The organism is Paenibacillus sp. BSR1-1 (genome assembly GCF_030403775.1).
Taxonomy (GTDB): Bacteria; Bacillota; Bacilli; order Bacillales; family Cytobacillaceae; genus Neobacillus.
This window is the reverse complement of record NZ_JAQMWQ010000026.1, coordinates 19,076-37,898: the sequence shown is the minus strand read 5'-3', so window position 1 is coordinate 37,898 and position 18,823 is coordinate 19,076. Positions and strand designations below refer to the sequence as shown.

General features: G+C 40.0%; 17 protein-coding genes. 1 reads left to right on the top strand and 16 read right to left on the bottom strand.

The features are described from left to right. Positions 1–35 precede the first annotated feature (35 nt). The 10 genes from yhfZ (PH210_RS25005) to yhfZ (PH210_RS24960) all read right to left on the bottom strand — a co-directional run bounded on the left by yhfZ (PH210_RS25005) (position 36) and on the right by yhfZ (PH210_RS24960) (position 9,740). Positions 36–959: a GntR family transcriptional regulator YhfZ gene (yhfZ, locus tag PH210_RS25005; protein WP_289989095.1), complete on the bottom strand. Its 924-nt coding sequence runs from the start codon at positions 957–959 to the stop codon at positions 36–38. A 157-nt stretch (positions 960–1,116) separates the two neighbouring features. Next, positions 1,117–1,869, bottom strand: a complete 753-nt coding sequence (gene nagB, locus PH210_RS25000; protein WP_289989094.1) for a glucosamine-6-phosphate deaminase — start codon at positions 1,867–1,869, stop codon at positions 1,117–1,119. Between the two features lie 42 nt (positions 1,870–1,911). Further along, positions 1,912–3,099 carry a phosphopentomutase gene (locus tag PH210_RS24995; protein ID WP_289989093.1) on the bottom strand — a complete coding sequence of 396 codons (1,188 nt, stop codon included), beginning with the start codon at positions 3,097–3,099 and terminating at the stop codon, positions 1,912–1,914. A 3-nt stretch (positions 3,100–3,102) separates the two neighbouring features. After that, a complete protein-coding gene (locus PH210_RS24990) occupies positions 3,103–4,266 on the bottom strand; it encodes a YhfX family PLP-dependent enzyme (protein WP_289989092.1) in 1,164 nt (387 codons plus the stop codon). Positions 4,267–4,272: 6 nt separating this feature from the next. Next, a complete protein-coding gene (locus tag PH210_RS24985) occupies positions 4,273–5,388 on the bottom strand; it encodes an aminotransferase class V-fold PLP-dependent enzyme (RefSeq protein WP_289989091.1) in 1,116 nt (371 codons plus the stop codon). A 33-nt stretch (positions 5,389–5,421) separates the two neighbouring features. Continuing rightward, the gene (locus PH210_RS24980) at positions 5,422–6,336 is read right to left on the bottom strand and encodes a phosphotriesterase family protein (RefSeq protein ID WP_289989090.1); all 915 of its coding nucleotides are present in this window, start codon (positions 6,334–6,336) and stop codon (positions 5,422–5,424) included. Between the two features lie 48 nt (positions 6,337–6,384). Continuing rightward, a complete protein-coding gene (locus PH210_RS24975; RefSeq protein ID WP_289989089.1) occupies positions 6,385–7,887 on the bottom strand; it encodes a YhfT family protein in 1,503 nt (500 codons plus the stop codon). A 14-nt stretch (positions 7,888–7,901) separates the two neighbouring features. Then, positions 7,902–8,270 carry a DUF2620 domain-containing protein gene (locus tag PH210_RS24970; protein WP_289989088.1) on the bottom strand — a complete coding sequence of 123 codons (369 nt, stop codon included), beginning with the start codon at positions 8,268–8,270 and terminating at the stop codon, positions 7,902–7,904. Further along, positions 8,270–8,626 (bottom strand): PRD domain-containing protein, encoded by a 357-nt coding sequence (locus tag PH210_RS24965; RefSeq protein WP_289989087.1) that lies wholly within the window; start codon positions 8,624–8,626, stop codon positions 8,270–8,272. The genes PH210_RS24970 and PH210_RS24965 overlap by 1 nt, the downstream gene beginning before the upstream one ends. A gap of 184 nt (positions 8,627–8,810) precedes the next feature. Further along, positions 8,811–9,740: a GntR family transcriptional regulator YhfZ gene (yhfZ, locus tag PH210_RS24960; RefSeq protein WP_289989086.1), complete on the bottom strand. Its 930-nt coding sequence runs from the start codon at positions 9,738–9,740 to the stop codon at positions 8,811–8,813. A gap of 280 nt (positions 9,741–10,020) precedes the next feature. Between yhfZ (PH210_RS24960) and PH210_RS24955 the strand changes: the two genes are divergently transcribed. Then, a complete protein-coding gene (locus PH210_RS24955) occupies positions 10,021–10,794 on the top strand; it encodes an HAD family hydrolase (protein WP_289989085.1) in 774 nt (257 codons plus the stop codon). Between the two features lie 423 nt (positions 10,795–11,217). Here the strand turns inward: PH210_RS24955 and PH210_RS24950 are convergent, their stop codons facing one another. The 6 genes from PH210_RS24950 to PH210_RS24925 all read right to left on the bottom strand — a co-directional run bounded on the left by PH210_RS24950 (position 11,218) and on the right by PH210_RS24925 (position 18,705). After that, positions 11,218–12,705, bottom strand: coding sequence for a sugar ABC transporter ATP-binding protein (locus PH210_RS24950; protein ID WP_289989084.1), 1,488 nt, complete (start codon positions 12,703–12,705; stop codon positions 11,218–11,220). Between the two features lie 78 nt (positions 12,706–12,783). Continuing rightward, the gene (locus PH210_RS24945) at positions 12,784–13,758 is read right to left on the bottom strand and encodes a sugar ABC transporter substrate-binding protein (RefSeq protein WP_289989083.1); all 975 of its coding nucleotides are present in this window, start codon (positions 13,756–13,758) and stop codon (positions 12,784–12,786) included. Between the two features lie 20 nt (positions 13,759–13,778). After that, the gene (locus PH210_RS24940) at positions 13,779–14,735 is read right to left on the bottom strand and encodes an ABC transporter permease (RefSeq protein WP_289989082.1); all 957 of its coding nucleotides are present in this window, start codon (positions 14,733–14,735) and stop codon (positions 13,779–13,781) included. A gap of 78 nt (positions 14,736–14,813) precedes the next feature. Beyond that, positions 14,814–16,292: an amidase gene (locus PH210_RS24935; RefSeq protein ID WP_289989081.1), complete on the bottom strand. Its 1,479-nt coding sequence runs from the start codon at positions 16,290–16,292 to the stop codon at positions 14,814–14,816. 31 nt (positions 16,293–16,323) lie between these two features. Further along, complete coding sequence (locus PH210_RS24930; protein WP_289989080.1) at positions 16,324–17,556, bottom strand: alanine racemase; 1,233 nt, start codon at positions 17,554–17,556, stop codon at positions 16,324–16,326. 3 nt (positions 17,557–17,559) lie between these two features. Continuing rightward, a complete protein-coding gene (locus tag PH210_RS24925; protein ID WP_289989079.1) occupies positions 17,560–18,705 on the bottom strand; it encodes an ROK family protein in 1,146 nt (381 codons plus the stop codon). Positions 18,706–18,823: the final 118 nt, after the last annotated feature.

Here is an 18,823-nt window from a genome sequence, read left to right as displayed (position 1 = left end):
ACAAAAAAATTATCCACATACTAAACAATCTAATTTTAATATTGCGGAAACCTTTCTCCTGTCTCCACTAGTCTCTGAGCATTTAAAACAATCCCCGTATCCAGCAAAGAGATTTGCTTTAATACCTCGCTTCTGCTCGTATCTATTACAATAGTAGCTTCTGATGTTTTCATAATGAGGCTTTTTGCTTTTTCGGATTGAAAATCTACAGCCTTAAAAGTCTCGACGGAGCGAATTTCATCAATATTCCAAACGGCTGCATCAATTTGATTTTCTTTTAACATTTGAAAAAGCTGCATATAGTTTAGATCGATAAATTGAACATCCAGGCCTTCACATTCAAGCAGCGTTATGTTTGTTTGGTCTGGTGACGAACGGTCAATGCCTACTCGCATCCCTGGTTCAATCTTGACCTTTGTTGAATCAGACAAGAATATCTTATGCTCTGAAACATAGGTCCCCAAGCCAAAGGATTTAACGATCTCCAATCCTTTATGGTGTTCTGTCCCCTCTTCAGCAGCCAATCGTGACACAATAGCAAAATCATAACGTCTTGCCCTAAGCGCTTCCAAGCGGTTGCTGGCACCTCTCATATAAGCTAGGCTAATTCGTTTGTTCAGGAGGTTGAAACCATCAATAATGCCGGTTGCCAATCCTTCGTATTTTTTAGAGTATGGCAAAGGCATGACTCCAACCAAAGGACCTGTACCAGATATATCAAGAAGTAGACTTACATCCTTTTTGATTAAAAATGTCCCTAGATGACCTCTTGCCTCTAATTCAATGGCTCCAAGCATTTCAAGCAGTTTAATTGCCCCCTGGACTGTGCCTCTTCCTAAACCGAGTTCATCACAAAAATCGGTGACAGTTGGAATTTTATGGCCTACTTCCAATGCTAAGAGCTCTAGAGCTATATTTTTAGCTGCTAGTCCGTTTTTTGAATACAATTTTTCCCACATATGTCTTCTAACCGCCTTCAGACAAAATCCTATATTCAGTATCTTGAATATATCAATATAAGGACCGCTGGTAAAGAGATCCCCAACTACTGATCCCTGCAAAGCAAAAGAAGCCGCATCTTGTACGGCTTCCTCTAACTGGCATATTATGATGTTTTTAGCTATGGCTCATACTCATTGTAGCGATTAACTTTGAGACAGCCTTTTCATCCGCCACCACCACTGCATTAGGATGGTTTTTCAAAACAGAGGCAGGGCAGTCTATACTTGATTCCCCGGTAAACATCTGATAAATGGCCTCTGCTTTTGATTCACCTGAAGCCAATAATAAAATTTCCTTGCTTTTTAAAATGCTGGCAATCCCCATCGTTATCGCCTTTTCCGGAACTTTATCCACACTTTCAAAATAACGGGAATTAGCTCTTCTTGTTGATTCCGTTAATGTTACAATATGTGTCTCCGTGTCAAATGGGGTACCAGGTTCATTAAAACCAATATGGCCGTTTTCACCAATTCCTAGTAATTGCAAATCTACACCACCGATTTGATCAATGATATATTCATAGTTACTAGCTTCCTGGTGAATGTCCGCTGAAAGTCCATTTGGTATATAGACTTTTTCCCTTGGAATGTTGATGTAATCAAATAAATGTTTAAACATAAATGAATGATAGCTATTAGGATCATCCGGTGCAATCCCTACATATTCATCTAAATTATAGGTAGAAACATTTTGATAGGAAGTATAGTTCCTTCTAAAATCCTCAATCAACATTTCATAGGTTCGAACAGGAGTACCTCCTGTTGCAAGACCTAATTTAACCTGGCAATTGGATTTCACTTTATCCAAAATATAATTGGCGGCAAACTCGCTCATTTCTTCATGACCTTTAACTTTTACAAGTTTCATCTTACCATCTCCTTGTTAAAAGGCACGTCCCCCTCAAATTTCTCACAAAACCTCATGTAAAAAGCTCTCACCGTACTCCGGTCTTTCAACCCCTACAAATTCGGCCATCGTTGCCGCAATATCCGCCATCGTCTCTCTCGTTCCAATGGAGACCGGTTTGACATGTTTGCCCACAATTAATATTGGTGTTTGTTCTCTTGTGTGATTAGAGTGGCCAATCGTTGGATCGTTTCCATGATCCGCGGTAATGATAAGCACGTCTTCGTCGCCTAATTCCGGAATAAAGGAAGCCAAAAACGTATCTGATGTCTCTAATACTTCTTTATACCACTCGCTGTCTTCTTTATGACCAGCAAGGTCGGTTTCCTGTACATTGACCAAGAAGACCGCATTTTCTTCACTTTCGCGATAAAGCTTGGCATAGGTTTCAAGAACGTCTTTTGTATTCACAACAGGATCACTGTATCCATTTGCTTGAATGACATCGGCTGTTTTACCGACACGATAAACAGGGATCTGATTTAACTCGGCAATATGGGCAAATTGCTTCTCAAAATCAACTCCGTACCCTAAATGAAGTACCCGGTATCCCTCTCCATAAACATTTGCCTTCGGAGCATCCACGCCCCATTGCCCAGGATTTTTCTCTTTCACAACGGAAAGGATGGTTTCAATATCCGATTTTTCATTCCCAAAAATAATGACTCGGCTTGTATCGACGTTTTCTCGTACCACTTTCCCTATTTCAGTAACTTCCTCGAAAGATAACTGCTTCAAATCTCCGACAACGTTAATGATATTTCCAAGCTGTGACTCGAGATTGTCACCAATTACAACAGCACCATTTACTAGTAAAATAGTAGACTCTTCAAATGGATTGGTCACAATGTAGCCCTTTTCTTCCAATGCATTTTTCAGGGTATTTCTGATGTCTTTCATTAAGCGTTTTTTTGAAACCTGCGGTCTGCTTCCCATCAGTTCCTGATGGCCCATAAAGGTGTCTGCTCCTGGATGCGCCAAGTTGCTTTTTCCATAAGCAGCTGTTGGAGTACCTACCTGATCTACGATTTTTCCCAATCCTAAGTCATATAAAGTAGGAATATTTAAATCAACGTTCTCTCTGATATGTTTATACGTATGGGCATTGATGTCCTCAACCTTTTGTTCCTTGCAGTCCTCCATGGCCCCGACTCCAAATCCATCCAACACTAGTAACGTGATTTTACTCATACCTTAATTCCCCCTTCTTTGGAAATACACAAGCTCTGGCTGATCAGAATTGACGTTTCGAACGAAAGCAACATGGGCTCTCGTTACAAATATTTGCGTACGAAACGCGTAGATAACCGTGTCGGCCACCTTCATATTTTCCTCACGCTTTAGACATCCATAATAATCAATATTTTCAGGTGATACACAGTCCACTGTTGCATGCTGTTCCAAAATGTCTGTTTCATGGCTTCCGTAAAGTGCATTTTCCATATTGGAACGCGGGTAAAATCCGCCTGCGATCGTGTACGCATATTTTTCATCCATATGAGAAATTTCGGATACATACACCATCGCCGGGACTTCTGGTAGATCCTCTTTGTAGGCATGTAATGGCGTCGTGCCAGTCAGTGCATGTCCTGGTTCTCCATGTGTTACACCATACTCTTTCAGCATTGGTATCGTGTGGCAGCATGTCGCACTCGGAGCATTCACATGGGTCACGGTAATTCCTTTATTTTCAAGGATTTTACGTGACAGCTGGATCGTTTCCATATTGGAGGTAAAATCAAAATTATTTTTTTCTCCATTTATTTGCAGTACAGGAAAACTTGTAATTCCAATTACACTGATTCCTTTAAGCTGCAGCAGCTCGTCCAAACTATCTTCAAGCTGATCCAATAGGAAGCCGCCAAATTGACCTGGATAAACCATATCAGATTGTCTAATCACCCTCAGAATGACATCCTGAACCAGGCCCAATTTTTCAGCTGCCTCTGAAAGCTGTCTGCCTTTTTCTACTGAAAAAAGAGTAACAACCTCCGGCTGTAATTTAGTCAATACTTCTTCCCATTGAGATTTGCCTGGCTGAACAATGTGACCAATATTGCCAATATGACAATCTTGTTTTTTAAGTTCAAATGCTTCATCTATATCAACGGCAACTGCCCGCTCGATGCCACTTTGCTCGATGAACTTGCCCACAAATCCGCTTCTTCCGATTTGCTTTGACATATAATACAAATTAAGTCCATGCTCTTTTGCAGTTTGACTAAGTTTTCTTACGTTATCTTCCAACGAATCCACGTCAATCACATACGTATTGGCAGGTATTTTTCCTTCCTGATGTAGTTTTACCGCCGCTTGGATGAGTCCAGGATTTCGTTTTTTTGTCATATTGATAAACATGGGCAATCACCCCCTAGAGATTTCTTCCAGTACATTTTGTAAAATTCTAATCACAGTAGTTGCAGAAGATTTCATAGGATTTACACGAACCCCATGCATTTTCAGTTCTGGTCTGCTTTCAAGAAAGCTCCCAGATACTCGGTAAATCATCGGAATCAATTCATAACGTGATTCAGCACCGACCGGGTAAGTGGCTGCTCCATATTTGGAGGCAAGCTCAATTACTTGAACGGCAATTGGCTTCTCGAATTCAATGATCACGTTCTTGGATTGTGAATTAGTGATATAAGCTTCTTTAATGTCTTCTAATTCGCCATGATGGATTCGGGAACACAATTCCTCAACCTGCTCATTTTGGATGGCAATCATAACAGGAGCAAACGCCAAGCTTCGAAGCAGTTCATTCGCCTCAAAACCTTGTACTTGCCCTCCACCGGAGTAGTTTCGCTGGTGAAGCCGCTGAATTGTGTCCTTTTTGCCTAAAATCACACCAATCCCTTCTGGCCCTAACAATTTAAAGCCAGAAAAAGTGGAGAAGTCCGCCCCTAACTGCGTACCGATAAACTGGGTTTTCATCGCACAATAATTGTCATCCACGACAATCGCTAAGTCAGGACGCAATTCTTTTACCAAGGAGATGATTTCCTTTAAGTCATACTCATCGACAGGCTGCTGTCGTGAGTGCTGAACATAAAAAACCTTGGATTCTTTATCTGCTTCTAACGATGTTACAAGTGCTTGCATATCATTAAAATTGACTTTGTTTTGTTTTAAACCCATCAGGCGAAATGTTTCTTTTGTTGACGTATACATTGGAGCCGAATGAACGATACATTGATCACCAGGTTCAAGTAATACACTTAGTATCGCCCGGATCGCGCCTGTCCCGCTCCCACGCACTAAAGCACAAGCGTCTGCACCAAAGGTATTGCCAATAACCTTTTCGACTCTTGCAGTGGTTAGCGGTCGTTGATAGTCCGGATGAAGACCGACATCGCCAATTTGAAAGAATTCATTATTCGAAAACTCTTTCGTTACTTCATCCAAGAGCCGAAATTGCAGCTTTTTTGCTTCTTCTAACGTCATATTCTTCAAAATAGAACGTTCATATTTAAGACTCATTTCCTGCCCTTCCTTCTCATAATTCGTACCATTTTAAAATGCTAAAAATTTACGTGGGTTATGAATGAGCATTTTTTCAATGATTTCATTTGTCACGCCGCTTTTTAACAGCGCGGGAATGAAGCTTTCAAATAAATGGTTATAACCATGTCCGCCGTTAGCCTTCAAATGAGAGTTTCTTGTAATATCGCAAGATAGCATAATTTGATCCTGATAGCCGCGGTCCAGTAATACAAGCAGGTTATCAACCTTATCAGAATCTTTTCGGTAGCTGTTTTTGCCGATGGTATCAAATTGGATATAGGCCCCGCTTTGCAATAGAAGCAATTGTTCCTCCAGATCAGTGTTTAAATCCTGGTGGCCGAAAGAAATCTGTTTTAGATTGACTTCATATCTTTGGAAAATCTCCAGCTGTCCTTTTCCCATCGTTCCAATTTCACAATGTGTGCTGATTGGTGCCCCTGTCATCTTATGGGCCATAATGGAAGCTTGAAATACTTTTTGTTCAGTTGGAGTGATTTCGTTCAAGCTGCTGCCGATTTCAGAGATGAAACCTGCTTTGATATCCGTGTCATCCATGCCCTCTGTAATTTCGCGGATCATCATATCAGCCAGCTCTTCAGCTGATTTTTCAAAAACAAAGGCAGGATAAACGGATTCTTTATAAAAACCTGTGGAAGCCACAATGACTAAGTCATGCTTTTTGGCAATGTGATAAAGTCCCTTTGCGTCTCTGCCCATTCCCATATTAGAAACTTCTACGATCGTGTTGCAGCCTGAATCCTTCAGCATTTGGATTTCTCGGTCTAAGATCGGAGTGTCTTCGAGTTTAGAATCCTTATCTACTTCCTGGCGTACACCTGAAAGATCAAACACAAGATGTTCATGAATCATCGTTTTCTGTACTTGCTGCGGATCAACTGTTCCTGTAACGGAATGAACTTTCATAGTAATTACCTCCATAGGGAAAGGTAGGATAAACCTACCTTTCAAGTTTTAGATTAGATGAAGAAAATATAATAAGTTCAGAATAATACCTGTTAAAATAATCGCTACTGGACCGGCTGCAAGTTTCATGACTGGACGGCCGAGACCTTCGTTTGCAGCGTATAATAGAATATAAACGGTTAACGATAAACCAACTGCATCTGGTGCCATTTTCATCGCGGCGAAAGCTCCACCGATAAATAAGGCCAATTCAATCATAGAGTTCATGGATGAACGGATATTATCGGACGCTTCACGCAATGAGGGAAAGCGCTGTAAGAAACGGCCAATTCCGCGAAGAGCAATAACCTCTAAGCAAACCCACAGTGCACCGATAATACCAGCTAGAATTGGATTCGGTAATAATAGACCAATAGGAAAAACAAAGGTTAAACCAACAACACCATAAACACCTGTTGCAAGAGCAGTGGTCGCAATCAATGGAATAAAACTTATACCCCTAATAATGTCAGCAATCGCTGCACTGTGAAGAAGGTTGCTTCGCTCTGCCCCTGAAGCTGCCCAAGCTTGCTGCAAGATTGGACCATCAACCTCTGATCCATTCATTAATCCGAGATTAGTAGCAATGGCAAGTAAAGCACCAATCGCTGCTAGGATTGGCAGACCTTTATATATCCGTTTTGTACGTGCTTCAAAGATGTTTTCTTCATCCGTATCGATAGTAATTTCAGCCTTATTTTTCACGTCTTTCATGACCGCAAAGGTAATTAATAGAATCATACCCATTAACATCAATACGGCAATTTGCATCGTAAAACCAGAAATTGTACTTCCCAACGAAAAGTTATTGGTTGCTTGTGAAATTAAATCTTGTACGTGTGGATTACTTTCAGCTGCGTCCTTCAGCGCCTTCACTTTACCAGCGAAATCAGCCTTATCAGGGAAAGTAACACCAGCAATTTCACTTGCTTCTTTTAAATTTGCATTTGCCTTATCCGTCCAAACGCCGCCGACAATTGGAAGCAATTGACGGACAACCAATGCTGCAAGCCCAGAAAACAAGGCTCGTACCCAGCCAAATTGATATAAAATCGCGATAATCGGAAACGCTGTAAACGCTACAAGAACGGGTGTAGATAATTCCCCTAAAGAACCAAGTAAATCAATTGGCAGTAAGGAAAACGCTGTCTGAACGCCTGTTAGTCCAAATAAGGCAACAACTCCCCATACAGCTCCAAGTCCTGCCGCCATCCACCAGCTGGCAGCCATTACCCCTAAAATATCCGTTGGCAGGAAAAGCAGCCACGGGTTCAGCATCTTAAAGGATACGGCGAACGAAATCCCGACAGAGACGATAAATCCGATACTTAAACCGAAGGAGATTGAAGCCAATTCTGTACGCTTCATTCGACCTTCTAAAAACTCAGGAAGGATCGGGCGAATTCCATCGTGGAATACCGCCTTTCCCAAATGAGCAGCTAACCCAGTCAACGCAGTCAGCAAGACCACAACTGCTATTTCAAAGAACGATAAGTTTTGAAAGATATCCATTTCCCCATCTCCTATCAAAGGTTATGTTTTTTAAGCAAGCTATTCACAATTACTGGTACAGCTTCTTCTATGCTCTCTACAGCCATACCAAAAGCGATTTTTCCGTCCTGAACTAATTTTTCAATTTCTTGCTGATTTGGTTTTTTTCCGTTTTTGGCGACTGTCGAACATTTGCCATAGCCAAGAATACCGATTGCAACCGAAAGGGCTGCACCTCCGCCGCTGTTGCATGCACCTAAATAATAGTCGGCATCTCCGGCTTTTACTTTTTTAGCTGCATCAAAATCAGATGTAACGGTAACTTGTACATTCTCTCCACCAACAGCTTTTGCACTTCTTTCAATAACGTCCTTTTTAAGACCTCCAACAACGATTCGTAACATTATTCATTCCCCTTTCCAGTTAACAAACAGAAATATAAAGTGATAAATGCTGCTTCTGCATCAATATTTGTTTCGTCATTTTCCAATAAATCTTTAGCAAATTGATAATAATCCGGGTTTTCTCCGATAAGCGTTTCCAATTCACTCGCGATGTCTGTGACAGGCTCGTTTTTGGAAATTCTCTGCAAAGCCACTGAAATGTGGCTCGTAAAAGAACCGGCATTTTCTTCCGTTAGTTTTACATCAAGGAAGTTTTCAACTTCTTCCATTAAATAAGGCAGCCGATTATAAATTTCATCATTGATTTGGTTTGTATCATGCAAAAGATCGATTCTCTCTTTTAAAGTAGCATCCATTATTAATGCCTCCCCTTGCTTCTTCAGAATATCAATATATCAAAAACTGTATATTGAGCTATATGATTACGATTAGTTTGCGGATTTAATGTTTTTTTAATCTGGAATGCGTGAAACTGTCATTGTTTGTTGGAAAGTAACCACCCCCATTAAAATACAATTTTTCGTATAATAACTGAAAAAATTAATATTTTGGAATTAAGTCCCCGTTTACGACCTTGGTTTGCGTTTCTACTATTCTTGTTAAAGATAAATGGTGCAGAATGTATTCCATTTTTCGATTTTCCGAACGGATTACACAAACAGCTTCATTCATATGTTTTTCAAACTGAAGCGCAAGTGGTGAGGTCAGCGGCTGAATATTGTACGCTGAATGGTTAATTTCATCCACGTTCCAAATCATCGCATCCACCGTTTGTGCCTTTAAATGTTGAAGTAAATGCATATAGTTGAATTCAAGGTACTGAATGTTGTTTAAACCCTGAACTTCTGCATTTGTCAGGATTTGTTGGTCGGTCGAGAAACTGTCAATTCCAACTTTCATTCCGTCGCTCATGTTTTTCTTTTCCGGGTCGGAAAAAATGACGGCATGTTCAGATACATAGGTCTTTGCGCCGAATTCTAACGCAATTTTTAATGACCGATCTTTTTTCATTTCTTCTATGGCCGAGAATTTCGATACGAGCGCAAAATCATATCTTCCATCCTTCACTCCATGAAGTCTTGGTTTGGATCCTCTCATAAAGGCAATATTGAGAGAAATGCCCAATTGTTCAAACTGTGACGTTATTCCTGTTGCTAATCCTTCATACTTCTTGGAATAAGGAAGCGGCATGACGCTGGTAATTTGATTAGCTCCTGAAAATCTTAATAAGTTTGAAATATTTTTGTATCGCAAAAAGGTCCCAAGATGGCCTCTAGCTTCTAGCTTAATACAGTTTTCATCTTCTAATTTTTTTAACACCGTTTGGACCGTGCCGCGGCCAACATGAAATTTAGCGGCAAAGTCACCAATCTTCGGCAAGCGTTCATTCACTTCAATGAACAATAATTCCTCCGCAACCTTTTGTAATAGGATGCCCTTTTTCGTAAAAAGGTTTTCAAGATTGTCCATCATCACCATCCGTTCAATGTACAGTATTTTGTATAATTAAGATAAAAAAAATCGCTCAAAGCGTTTTGAAAGGTGTTTTGTGATTAATGTGAATGTACAATTTTTTGTACTTTCGACACTCATAATGTAACATCTATTTAAAACGTTTACAATACTTTTTTAAAAGAATTTTTTTCCAGTTATTGAATCTTTTACGTATAATTATTTTTAAATATACAAAAATCAGTATATTGTATTATGATAGAGAATGAAATAAAACTATAATCGTCGAGGTGATTAAATGTATCGCATCGTTTTTCTTGATATAGATGGAACGATCCTAGATTCCAAAGAAGAATTAAGCTTGGAGCTGGTGCAAACCGTAAAGAAACTTCAGCAAAAAGGAATTCTTGTTGGATTGGCGACAGGCCGATCTTATGATGGTGCCAAAAAATATGGAGAGCAGCTCGGAACTTCCATTTTCGTTACTTATAATGGCGGTTTTTCTCTCATTAATGGAGAAATCATTCATGATGGGAAAATACCTGCATCATTAGCCTATCAGTTATGTGTTACGGCGGAAGAATTAGGCAGTGCTTATATTCATTTTTCATATAGGGAATCCCGTTCTAATCGCCCCCCAAAAGGGATTGAGTACTTGCTCCCAGAAGCGAAGCTTTCCGATTTAAACGATACAAATCGTGATGCACATCGGTTAGTACTTTATGTAAACCAGGAGCAGCGGGCCATTTTGCAGGAAACAGCAAAGGATGCAGCAGCGCCTTTTGATGAAGGAGACCGCTTGGAGGTATTTCCGAAGGGATCAAAATGGACGGGGATTTTACCGGTCATCACCCACCTTGGGATATCCCCTGAAGAAGTCGTAACAATTGGTAACGGCGTAAATGACATTGGGATGTTAGAAGCAGCTGGCCTGGGGATTGCCATGGGGAATGCTCCTGATTGTGTCAAAGAGAAAGCGAATTATGTTACACAGGATAATGATCATGCTGGGGTTATAGTGGCATTAAATAAGGTTTTTAGTACCCAGCTTCAGACAATATCTATGGTCTAACTTGCAATAAGCCGACAGGACATTTATACCTGCCGGCTTTCCTCCAAAGCAGCAAAATAAAAAAATTATGATGATTTTGTCTAAAAATATCAAATTGTGTTCTCAATGGAAGAAAGAAAATAGTGTTAATGAGTAGGCTGTTTTTGAAAAAATTGTTGTTTTTGAACTGATTTATTTATTTTTTACTTAAGGGAATCTGATTCAGACAGGATTGTTCTTAAATTCTTCATAGCTGTCCGACTGGGCCCTTGATTCGGACAGGAATCTAATAAAAATGCCCCAATGTTTCCCTAAAGTTTTAGAAAGAATCGAGCATTAGGTTTTCATTCTCCTGTATCTGCCTGGCAGCACGACAATGCCCGCCTTTTAAAAAGAAAGAGCGATGCAATTGCCGGTCATCGCCCGTAGTAAGAGCTTTTTTCATTATTTTTGCCCAGTCGCATATTGCATGACTAATTCCGAATTTGCCTCTTCTCTTGATAATTCCCCTGCAATTGTGCCTCCACGCATAACAAGGATTCGATCACAAACCCCTAATACTTCAGGTAACTCAGAAGATATCATAATAATCGCGACGCCTGTTGAAGCTAGTTTATACATCAGTTTATAAATCTCGGATTTAGCACCAACATCCACACCCCTTGTTGGTTCATCAAAAATTAGTAGCTGCGGCTTGGTATCCACGGTTCTCGCTAATACAACTTTTTGCTGATTTCCCCCACTAAGCTCTACTACTTTCTTTTCAGGTCCGGATGTACGAATTTTAAAGTCTTTAATGTACTGCAATGCTTTATTCCTTTCCAACTTCGAATGCATTAACCCGCCACGGCGAATGGATTTTAGATTCGACATGGAGACGTTTGTTTGAATGGGCATATTAAGAAAAAGCCCCATGTCCTTTCGGTCTTCAGGTACTAATCCAATGCCCAAAGACATGGCCTTTGAAGGTGAATCAATGGAAACGACCTTGCTTCTCAGCTTTATCATTCCGACTTCCGGCTTCATTAACCCATAGAGATGATAAGCTAATTCCGTTCTCCCTGCTCCAACTAATCCGGCAATTCCAAGAATTTCGCCCTCTCGTACAGAAAAAGAAATATCTTTTAGAAGTTCTTTATTCGATAGCCCATCTACTTCCAGTAATACCTTGGGTTTAACATTTGTTTGAAAATCATAGATTTGATTTAGTTCTCGTCCTACCATTTGATTTATTACCGAAGCTTTATTCGTTGAATCGGTTGAACTGGATGTTACTGTGCAACCATCACGTAATACTGTAATTCGGTCGGCTAGTTTAAATACATCATCCAAGTCATGACTAATATAGATAATCCCTACGCCTTTCTTTTTTAAAGCGGCAATAATATCAAATAGATATTTCTTTTCCCCCTCCGTCAAAGAAGAAGTTGGCTCATCCATAATGATAATTTTTGCTTCCATTGAAATAGCCTTTGCAATCTCAACGAGTTGTTTTTGAGCCATGCTTAATCGACTTACCTTCACTCTTGGATCTAATTTAACTCCAATTTGATCTAATGATTTTTTTGCTTCCTCGTTCATTCTTTTCTCATTTAAGAAAATCCCGTGTTTGAATTCTCGATTAAGAAAGATGTTTCCAGCAATACTAATAGTATTAATAAGATTAAGTTCTTGGTAAATCATACTAATTCCTGCTTTTTGGGAATCATCTGTATTTGAAAAGTTTACTTCTTTTTCATCAATCACAATCCGACCTGTATCAGGTTGATGAACTCCAGCTATGACTTTCATTAATGTGGATTTCCCTGCTCCATTTTCACCGACAAGAGCATGAACCTCACCAGCATAAAGATTAAAATCTACTCCTCCTAATGCTTGAACTCCCGAAAATCTTTTGGATATATTGGAAATAGTAAGCAAAGCTGCACCCAAGTGAACACACCCCCATTTTTTGATCATTTTATAACAAGGTAGCTGCGGCAATGCCGCAGCTACTATTTTTAACTCCTTTTACTTTTTCTTGTCCCACTGGGGACCATTTACAACTTTAGATTGTTGAAGTACCCATGTTCTTCCTTCGTGTTGTTCCGTAATTTTTTTACCTTTAAGAACGTCAACGGCTGTTTTAATGGCAAGCTTCCCTTCCTCAAGAGGCAGGATGTCCACTGTAGCAAGTAATTTTCCTTGTTTTACTGCATCTAAAGCTGGAGCAGTTCCACCTACACCTGTTACTACGATTTTGTCTTGTTTCTTTGCTGCAATAATAGCATCAGAAGCACCAAGGGCATTATCGTCATTGTAGGCATAGACTCCATCGATATCCGGATTAGCCGTTAAAATATTTTCCATTACAGACATGGCCTCAGCACGGGAAGTAGCAGATTGACGAGCAACTACTTTAATTCCAGGATATTTTTTTAGTGCTTCATCTAACCCTTTAGTACGATCAATAGTAGTAGATGCACCGGGAATATGTTCAATAACGGCAATTTTCCCTTTTCCACCTAAGTATTCAAAAAGTGCCTCACCGGCTTGCGCACCGATTTCAATGGCTGAAGCCCCTACGTGAGTTACCGTTTTTCCGCCAGTCACCCATCTATCAAAGGTAATGACCGGGATTCCAGCATTATTTGCCTCTTTAACAGCAGGCACAAGTGGGTCTGCTTCTGTTGGGTTAAGTACAATTAAGTCTACCTGCTTTGAAACAAAATCTTCTACCTGGGATAATTGCGTTGCAGTGTTTGCTTGTCCATCTGCGAATACAACTTTTACATTATCCTTTTTTGCTTGATCGAAAATCCCTTGCTTTACATTCACAAAGAACGGATCGGACATTTGGCTTAACGTTACCCCAACAACTAGTTGCTTATCCTTTGACGTGCTATCACTATTGCCACTCCCAGAAGAATTTGATGCACTACTGCATCCGACTAATCCAGTTACTAGTGCAACAGAGCAGACGAGCGATTTAAAAAGTTTTTTCATCATTATTTCCCCCAATTTTTTTATTTTCGATTTCCAATTAAAACAGCCACGAGAATAATAATACCTTTGATAATCTGTTGGATATATACGTTAACGTCCAACAAAACCAATCCATTCGTTATAACCCCTACGATTAGCACTCCAAAAAGGGTTCCGACCATCTTTCCTTCTCCACCAGCGAGACTAGCACCACCAATCGCGACTGCTGCTATCGCGTCAAGTTCATATCCCGCCCCGGCAATAGGAGAAGCGGAACTTAAGCGGCTGGTGAGAATAACTCCTGCTAAGGCTGCCATTGCACCACATAAGGTATAAATTAAAATTTTAATTCTATCAATCTTAATTCCAGCTAATTTACTTGCACTTTCACTTGTTCCTATTGCATATGTGTATCGACCAAAACTGGTTTTAGATAAGAGTACCCATCCTAAAATAATCACAATTGCAAAGACAACAACCAAAATCGGAATTGGCCCTAGATAGTCACTTCCCAATCTTAAAAGAGTTGGATTTTTAAGAGTGATAGGATGTCCACCTGAGACCATGAGTGTAACCCCTTGAACAAGTGTCATGGATGCCATCGTTACAACGAAGGGCTGCACTTTTCCTTTTGTAATAAACATACCGTTTACAAATCCCCATAAAACTCCTGATAACAGCGCTGCTAATAATGCGACAACCGCTCCTTGGCCTTGTGTCATTACCATAATTAAACCGGAAAAGGCTAATACAGCCCCTACAGAAAGGTCAATACCAGCGGAGATAATGGCAAAAGTCATCCCTACCGAAATAATGCCATTAACCGCCACTTGTCGCAGAATATTAATTAAATTAACTTTCGTTAAAAACACAGGGGATAAGAAAGCCATCACTACGAAAAGGATAATAAACCCAACAATGAGACCGTATTTACTTAAGAAATCAGTAAATGATATCTTCTTTTGAATTTCAACATTATTCATTTTTACAACATTCATATTTATCACCCCTAGAATTGGAAGTAAGAGCTTTTTATTTATAGAGCGGCGTGTCACCCCCTTTTTACCTGAAAGGACTTATAGCTGCCTGTTTTCTACAAGTTTATAATCATCTTTCCAAGGTTTAATTCTCTCAAAAGCAGCACTTGCTGCCAGCACATCATGATCTGCATATCTTTTTCCTATTATTTGCATACCTACTGGAAGATTGTTTTTTGATAGACCTGCCGGAATCGATGCAGAAGGGTGTCCCGAATAATTGGTGAAATAAGTCATACACCAGCCGATTAAAGGTTCTACTTCTTCACCATTAATTTGAGTTGGGCCAACTGTATTTCCGTCATTTGCATTGTCAACAGGCATACATGCTAATGTTGGTGTAACAATTAGATCGTAATTTTCAAAGACATTTTGGATGGCATCATAAATCTCTGTTCTGATTTGCTGATCTCTGATCAGATCATGAAGAGTCATTCCATCACATTTTTCATACCAATAAATTAATTCAGGAGGAAGGTCTTCACGATGATTTTTCATCAAGTTGATTCCTTGTTTTTTGAACCCTTCAAATGCTTCAATCGTCGAAATGGTAATCAGACGGCACCATAATTCAGCTAGCTCCATGTGATGGCGCTTAATACCGAACTTGACTTCTTCAACCGTAGCACCTAATTCTTCAAATTTTCTAACCGCCTTAGATACAATATCTTTTATTTCAGGTTCCACTGGATACACATCAAAGTCAGAACTGTAAGCAATTTTCATCCCTTTAATGGAACGCTTAAGAGAGGCAGTAAAATCCGTTTTTTCATCTAAACTAAATGGATCTCTTGCATCGTAGCCGGCTAATACATTTAAGCCAATAGCAGCATCTTCAACACTTCTCGTCATGGTTCCTTCATAGAGGAATGGAGCAATGGCACCAAATGCGTTTGGTCTCGTAATGAATGGAACTCGTCCAAAGGAAGATTTATATCCATATAATCCGCACCATGCAGCAGGAATACGTATAGAACCTCCGCCATCTGTTCCTTCTGCAATAGGAACAAGTCCATCTGCAACTGCTGCCGCCCCTCCACCGGAGGATCCGCCTGAATTTTTTGAAAGGTCAAACGGGTTTCGGGTAGGTCCGAAAAGATAATTATCAGTTGTTCCTCGGAATCCCATAATTGGACTGTTCGTTTTCCCTAGTAGAATGGCCCCTGCTTTTTCCACTCGTTGCGTATATAAATTGTAATTAGTTGAGACGTGATTTTTAAGCGAGCGAATGCCGCCCGATGTGTTGATCCATCCTGGGTGATGAAAAAGGTCTTTCATAGCGGTTGGAACACCGTGCAGCGGACCTAATTCTTTGCCCGATAAAATGTCTTGTTCCGCTTGTTTTGCCTTCTCGCGGGCATAGTCAAACCCATAATATACAAAAGCATTTAGGCTTTTATTTCTTTCTTCAATTCGTTTGATAAATGATTCCACAATTTCCACTGGAGACAATTCACGATTCTTAATTTTCCTAGACATTTCTGCTACTGACATATAAGCTAATTCATTCGGATTCACTTCGATCAACCTTTCTGCCGTTGTTTAAAATTTATTCCAAGCCTCCGCCCACTCGATGCCCTGCCCAGTCCCATACACCGACAAGCCGCGGCGTGTTTGTCGACAAACCTTCTACCACTGCGGAATAGGCTCTTGTCATGAACATCTGTGTACGGAATCCAAACACAACAGTATCCCCCACCGAACAAGAATGCCCTTGACTTTCAAGTAAACCATGGTAGTCGATTGCGGCAAAACTTCCGCCGCCTCTGGCACCAATTCCTTTCCAAATCAATTCTTGTTCTAATACCTTCTCAGGTGTATTGCCTACTAAGGCTTTTCTGACAAAATTGTCTCTTAGTGAAACAGGGGGATCGTCTACGAAGAATCCTCCTCCATAAACATAAATCTGATTATCCCATTTATGTGATACTTCCGTGACATAAACCATGCATGGTTCTTCAGGAAGATTATCTTGATAAAGATGAAAAGTACTGCTTCCTGTTAAAGCCGAACCCGGCTCTACATGTGTTACTCCGTTTTCAGCTAAAAACGACATTGTATTGCAGGCTGTATTTCCCGGAGCATTTACTTGCCAAATTTGAATTCCCAGTCCGTCCAATATGTCCTTTGCCTGGATTAAAGCATGAAGATTAGGCGTTGCAATTGGTTCATTACCATCCCGATTGTAGGCTAGTGCCGGGAAGGTAGATACACCTGCAATTTCTACTCCAGGAAGTTTTTTGATAACACTTGCAGCTTCCGAAAGTTCCTCTAGATAAAAACCGCCTTCCATTCCAGGAAACAAGACATCTTCTCTAGAATGCACTCTAAGCAGGATCGATTGCTTTAGCCCAAGACTGTGAGCCACTTCAGAAATTTGTTGTGCTTTCTCTATACTAAAGACTGTAATGACTTCAGGTTGGTAGGTTCCAATCACTTTTTTTAGTTCCCCTCGAGGAGTTTGAACCAAATTTCCCATGTGACCAAGGCCAATTCCATGCCTATGTAAAATTCTTGAATCCTCCATATTTACCGAAACGGTTTCTTTCGTGCCCGGTTTTACAATTCTTCTGAACAATTCAGGATTTCGACCATGTTGCTTGGTCATGAAATACAGTTTCAAATTATGAGCCTCTGCTTCATGCCTTAGTGCTTGCCCATTTTTTGTAAATGCATCTGCATCGAATACATAGGTATTCGGAGGAATATCCCCTGCTTGATGCAATTGGGTTGCCACTTTAATCAATTCAGGGTTGCGTTTTCTGGTGCGTTCAAGGAACATCTTTTACACTCCCACTTCCATTAATGATTTGTTTTCTATTTCTTCCAAGGCATAGGCAATGGCTCCATAGCTGCCTGCATCTCCTCCTAGGCTTGCTAGTCGAATCTTCGTTTTAATGGGTGTGAGCCGATCAACATTTTCTTCAATTTCTCTAATGACGGTTCCCATTGACTCCGAAACTCCTCCACCAATGACTACACTTTCCGGATTTAATAGATTTATAGCGTTTACAATGGCAATGGATAATCGCTGGATAAAATCTTTAATTATAGGAATTGCTTTCTGATTTCCTTTTTCATATTCTTGGAATAATTCTCTTGAAGTAAATCCGTTTTGAGAAAGAGCTTGGCCAGAGGTCTTTTTTTCGAATAACCCAAATTCACCGAGTTTGTTATAATTACCAAATCTAACATCTTCCTCGGAAACATTGTAAGCGATTTCACCGGACTGAAAATTATGCCCATAAATCAATTCTCCGTCAGAGATAATCGCGCTGCCAACTCCCGTGCCGATGGCAATGAATAACATATCATTCGTGTTTTTCCCGGAACCCAGCCAACGCTCTCCTAATGCTGCACAATTAACATCATTGTTTATAAAGACTGGAAAATTGAATGATTCTGTCAACTGTTCGCGAAGGTTTACGTTTGTCCATTTTAAGGCGGGCGCATCGAGAACGATTCCTTCTTTTGAGTTTGTAATGCCTGGTACACCAACACCCATGGCTATAATTTCGCTTTCTTCAATTTGCGCTTCTTCAAGGCCTTTTTTGATGATATATATAACTTTTTGGATGTCCGCTGTTGTTTTTACTTTTTCTCTGTAAACGATCTCACCTTTGAGATCGGTAATAAATACATTGATTTTGGTTCCGCCTATATCGACTCCAATTCCAAATGCAGACTTGGGATTGAAACCGAGTTTTACACCTCTGCGGCCTCCTTCTTGTGTGGATTCCCCCAGCCCTAGTTCAACCACCATTTTTTTTCGTAAAAGTTCATCTACGAGTGAAGAAACGGTAGAACGACTTAGATTTAGTTTCTTTGCAATTTGTGCGCGGTTAATTGGTTGGTGGTTCAAAATAGTTTCTTGAACAAGAGATAGATTCAATCTCTTAATTAAATCTTGACTTCCAGTGACTCTACTCATTTTTTCCCTCCTTTTTTGGATTGTTTGTTCGGCGACCAAACATTTGACTTAACGTTTCTATATTACAATGGTTATCAATTATAAAAAATTAACAAAATTGCGAAAAAAAATACAGTAT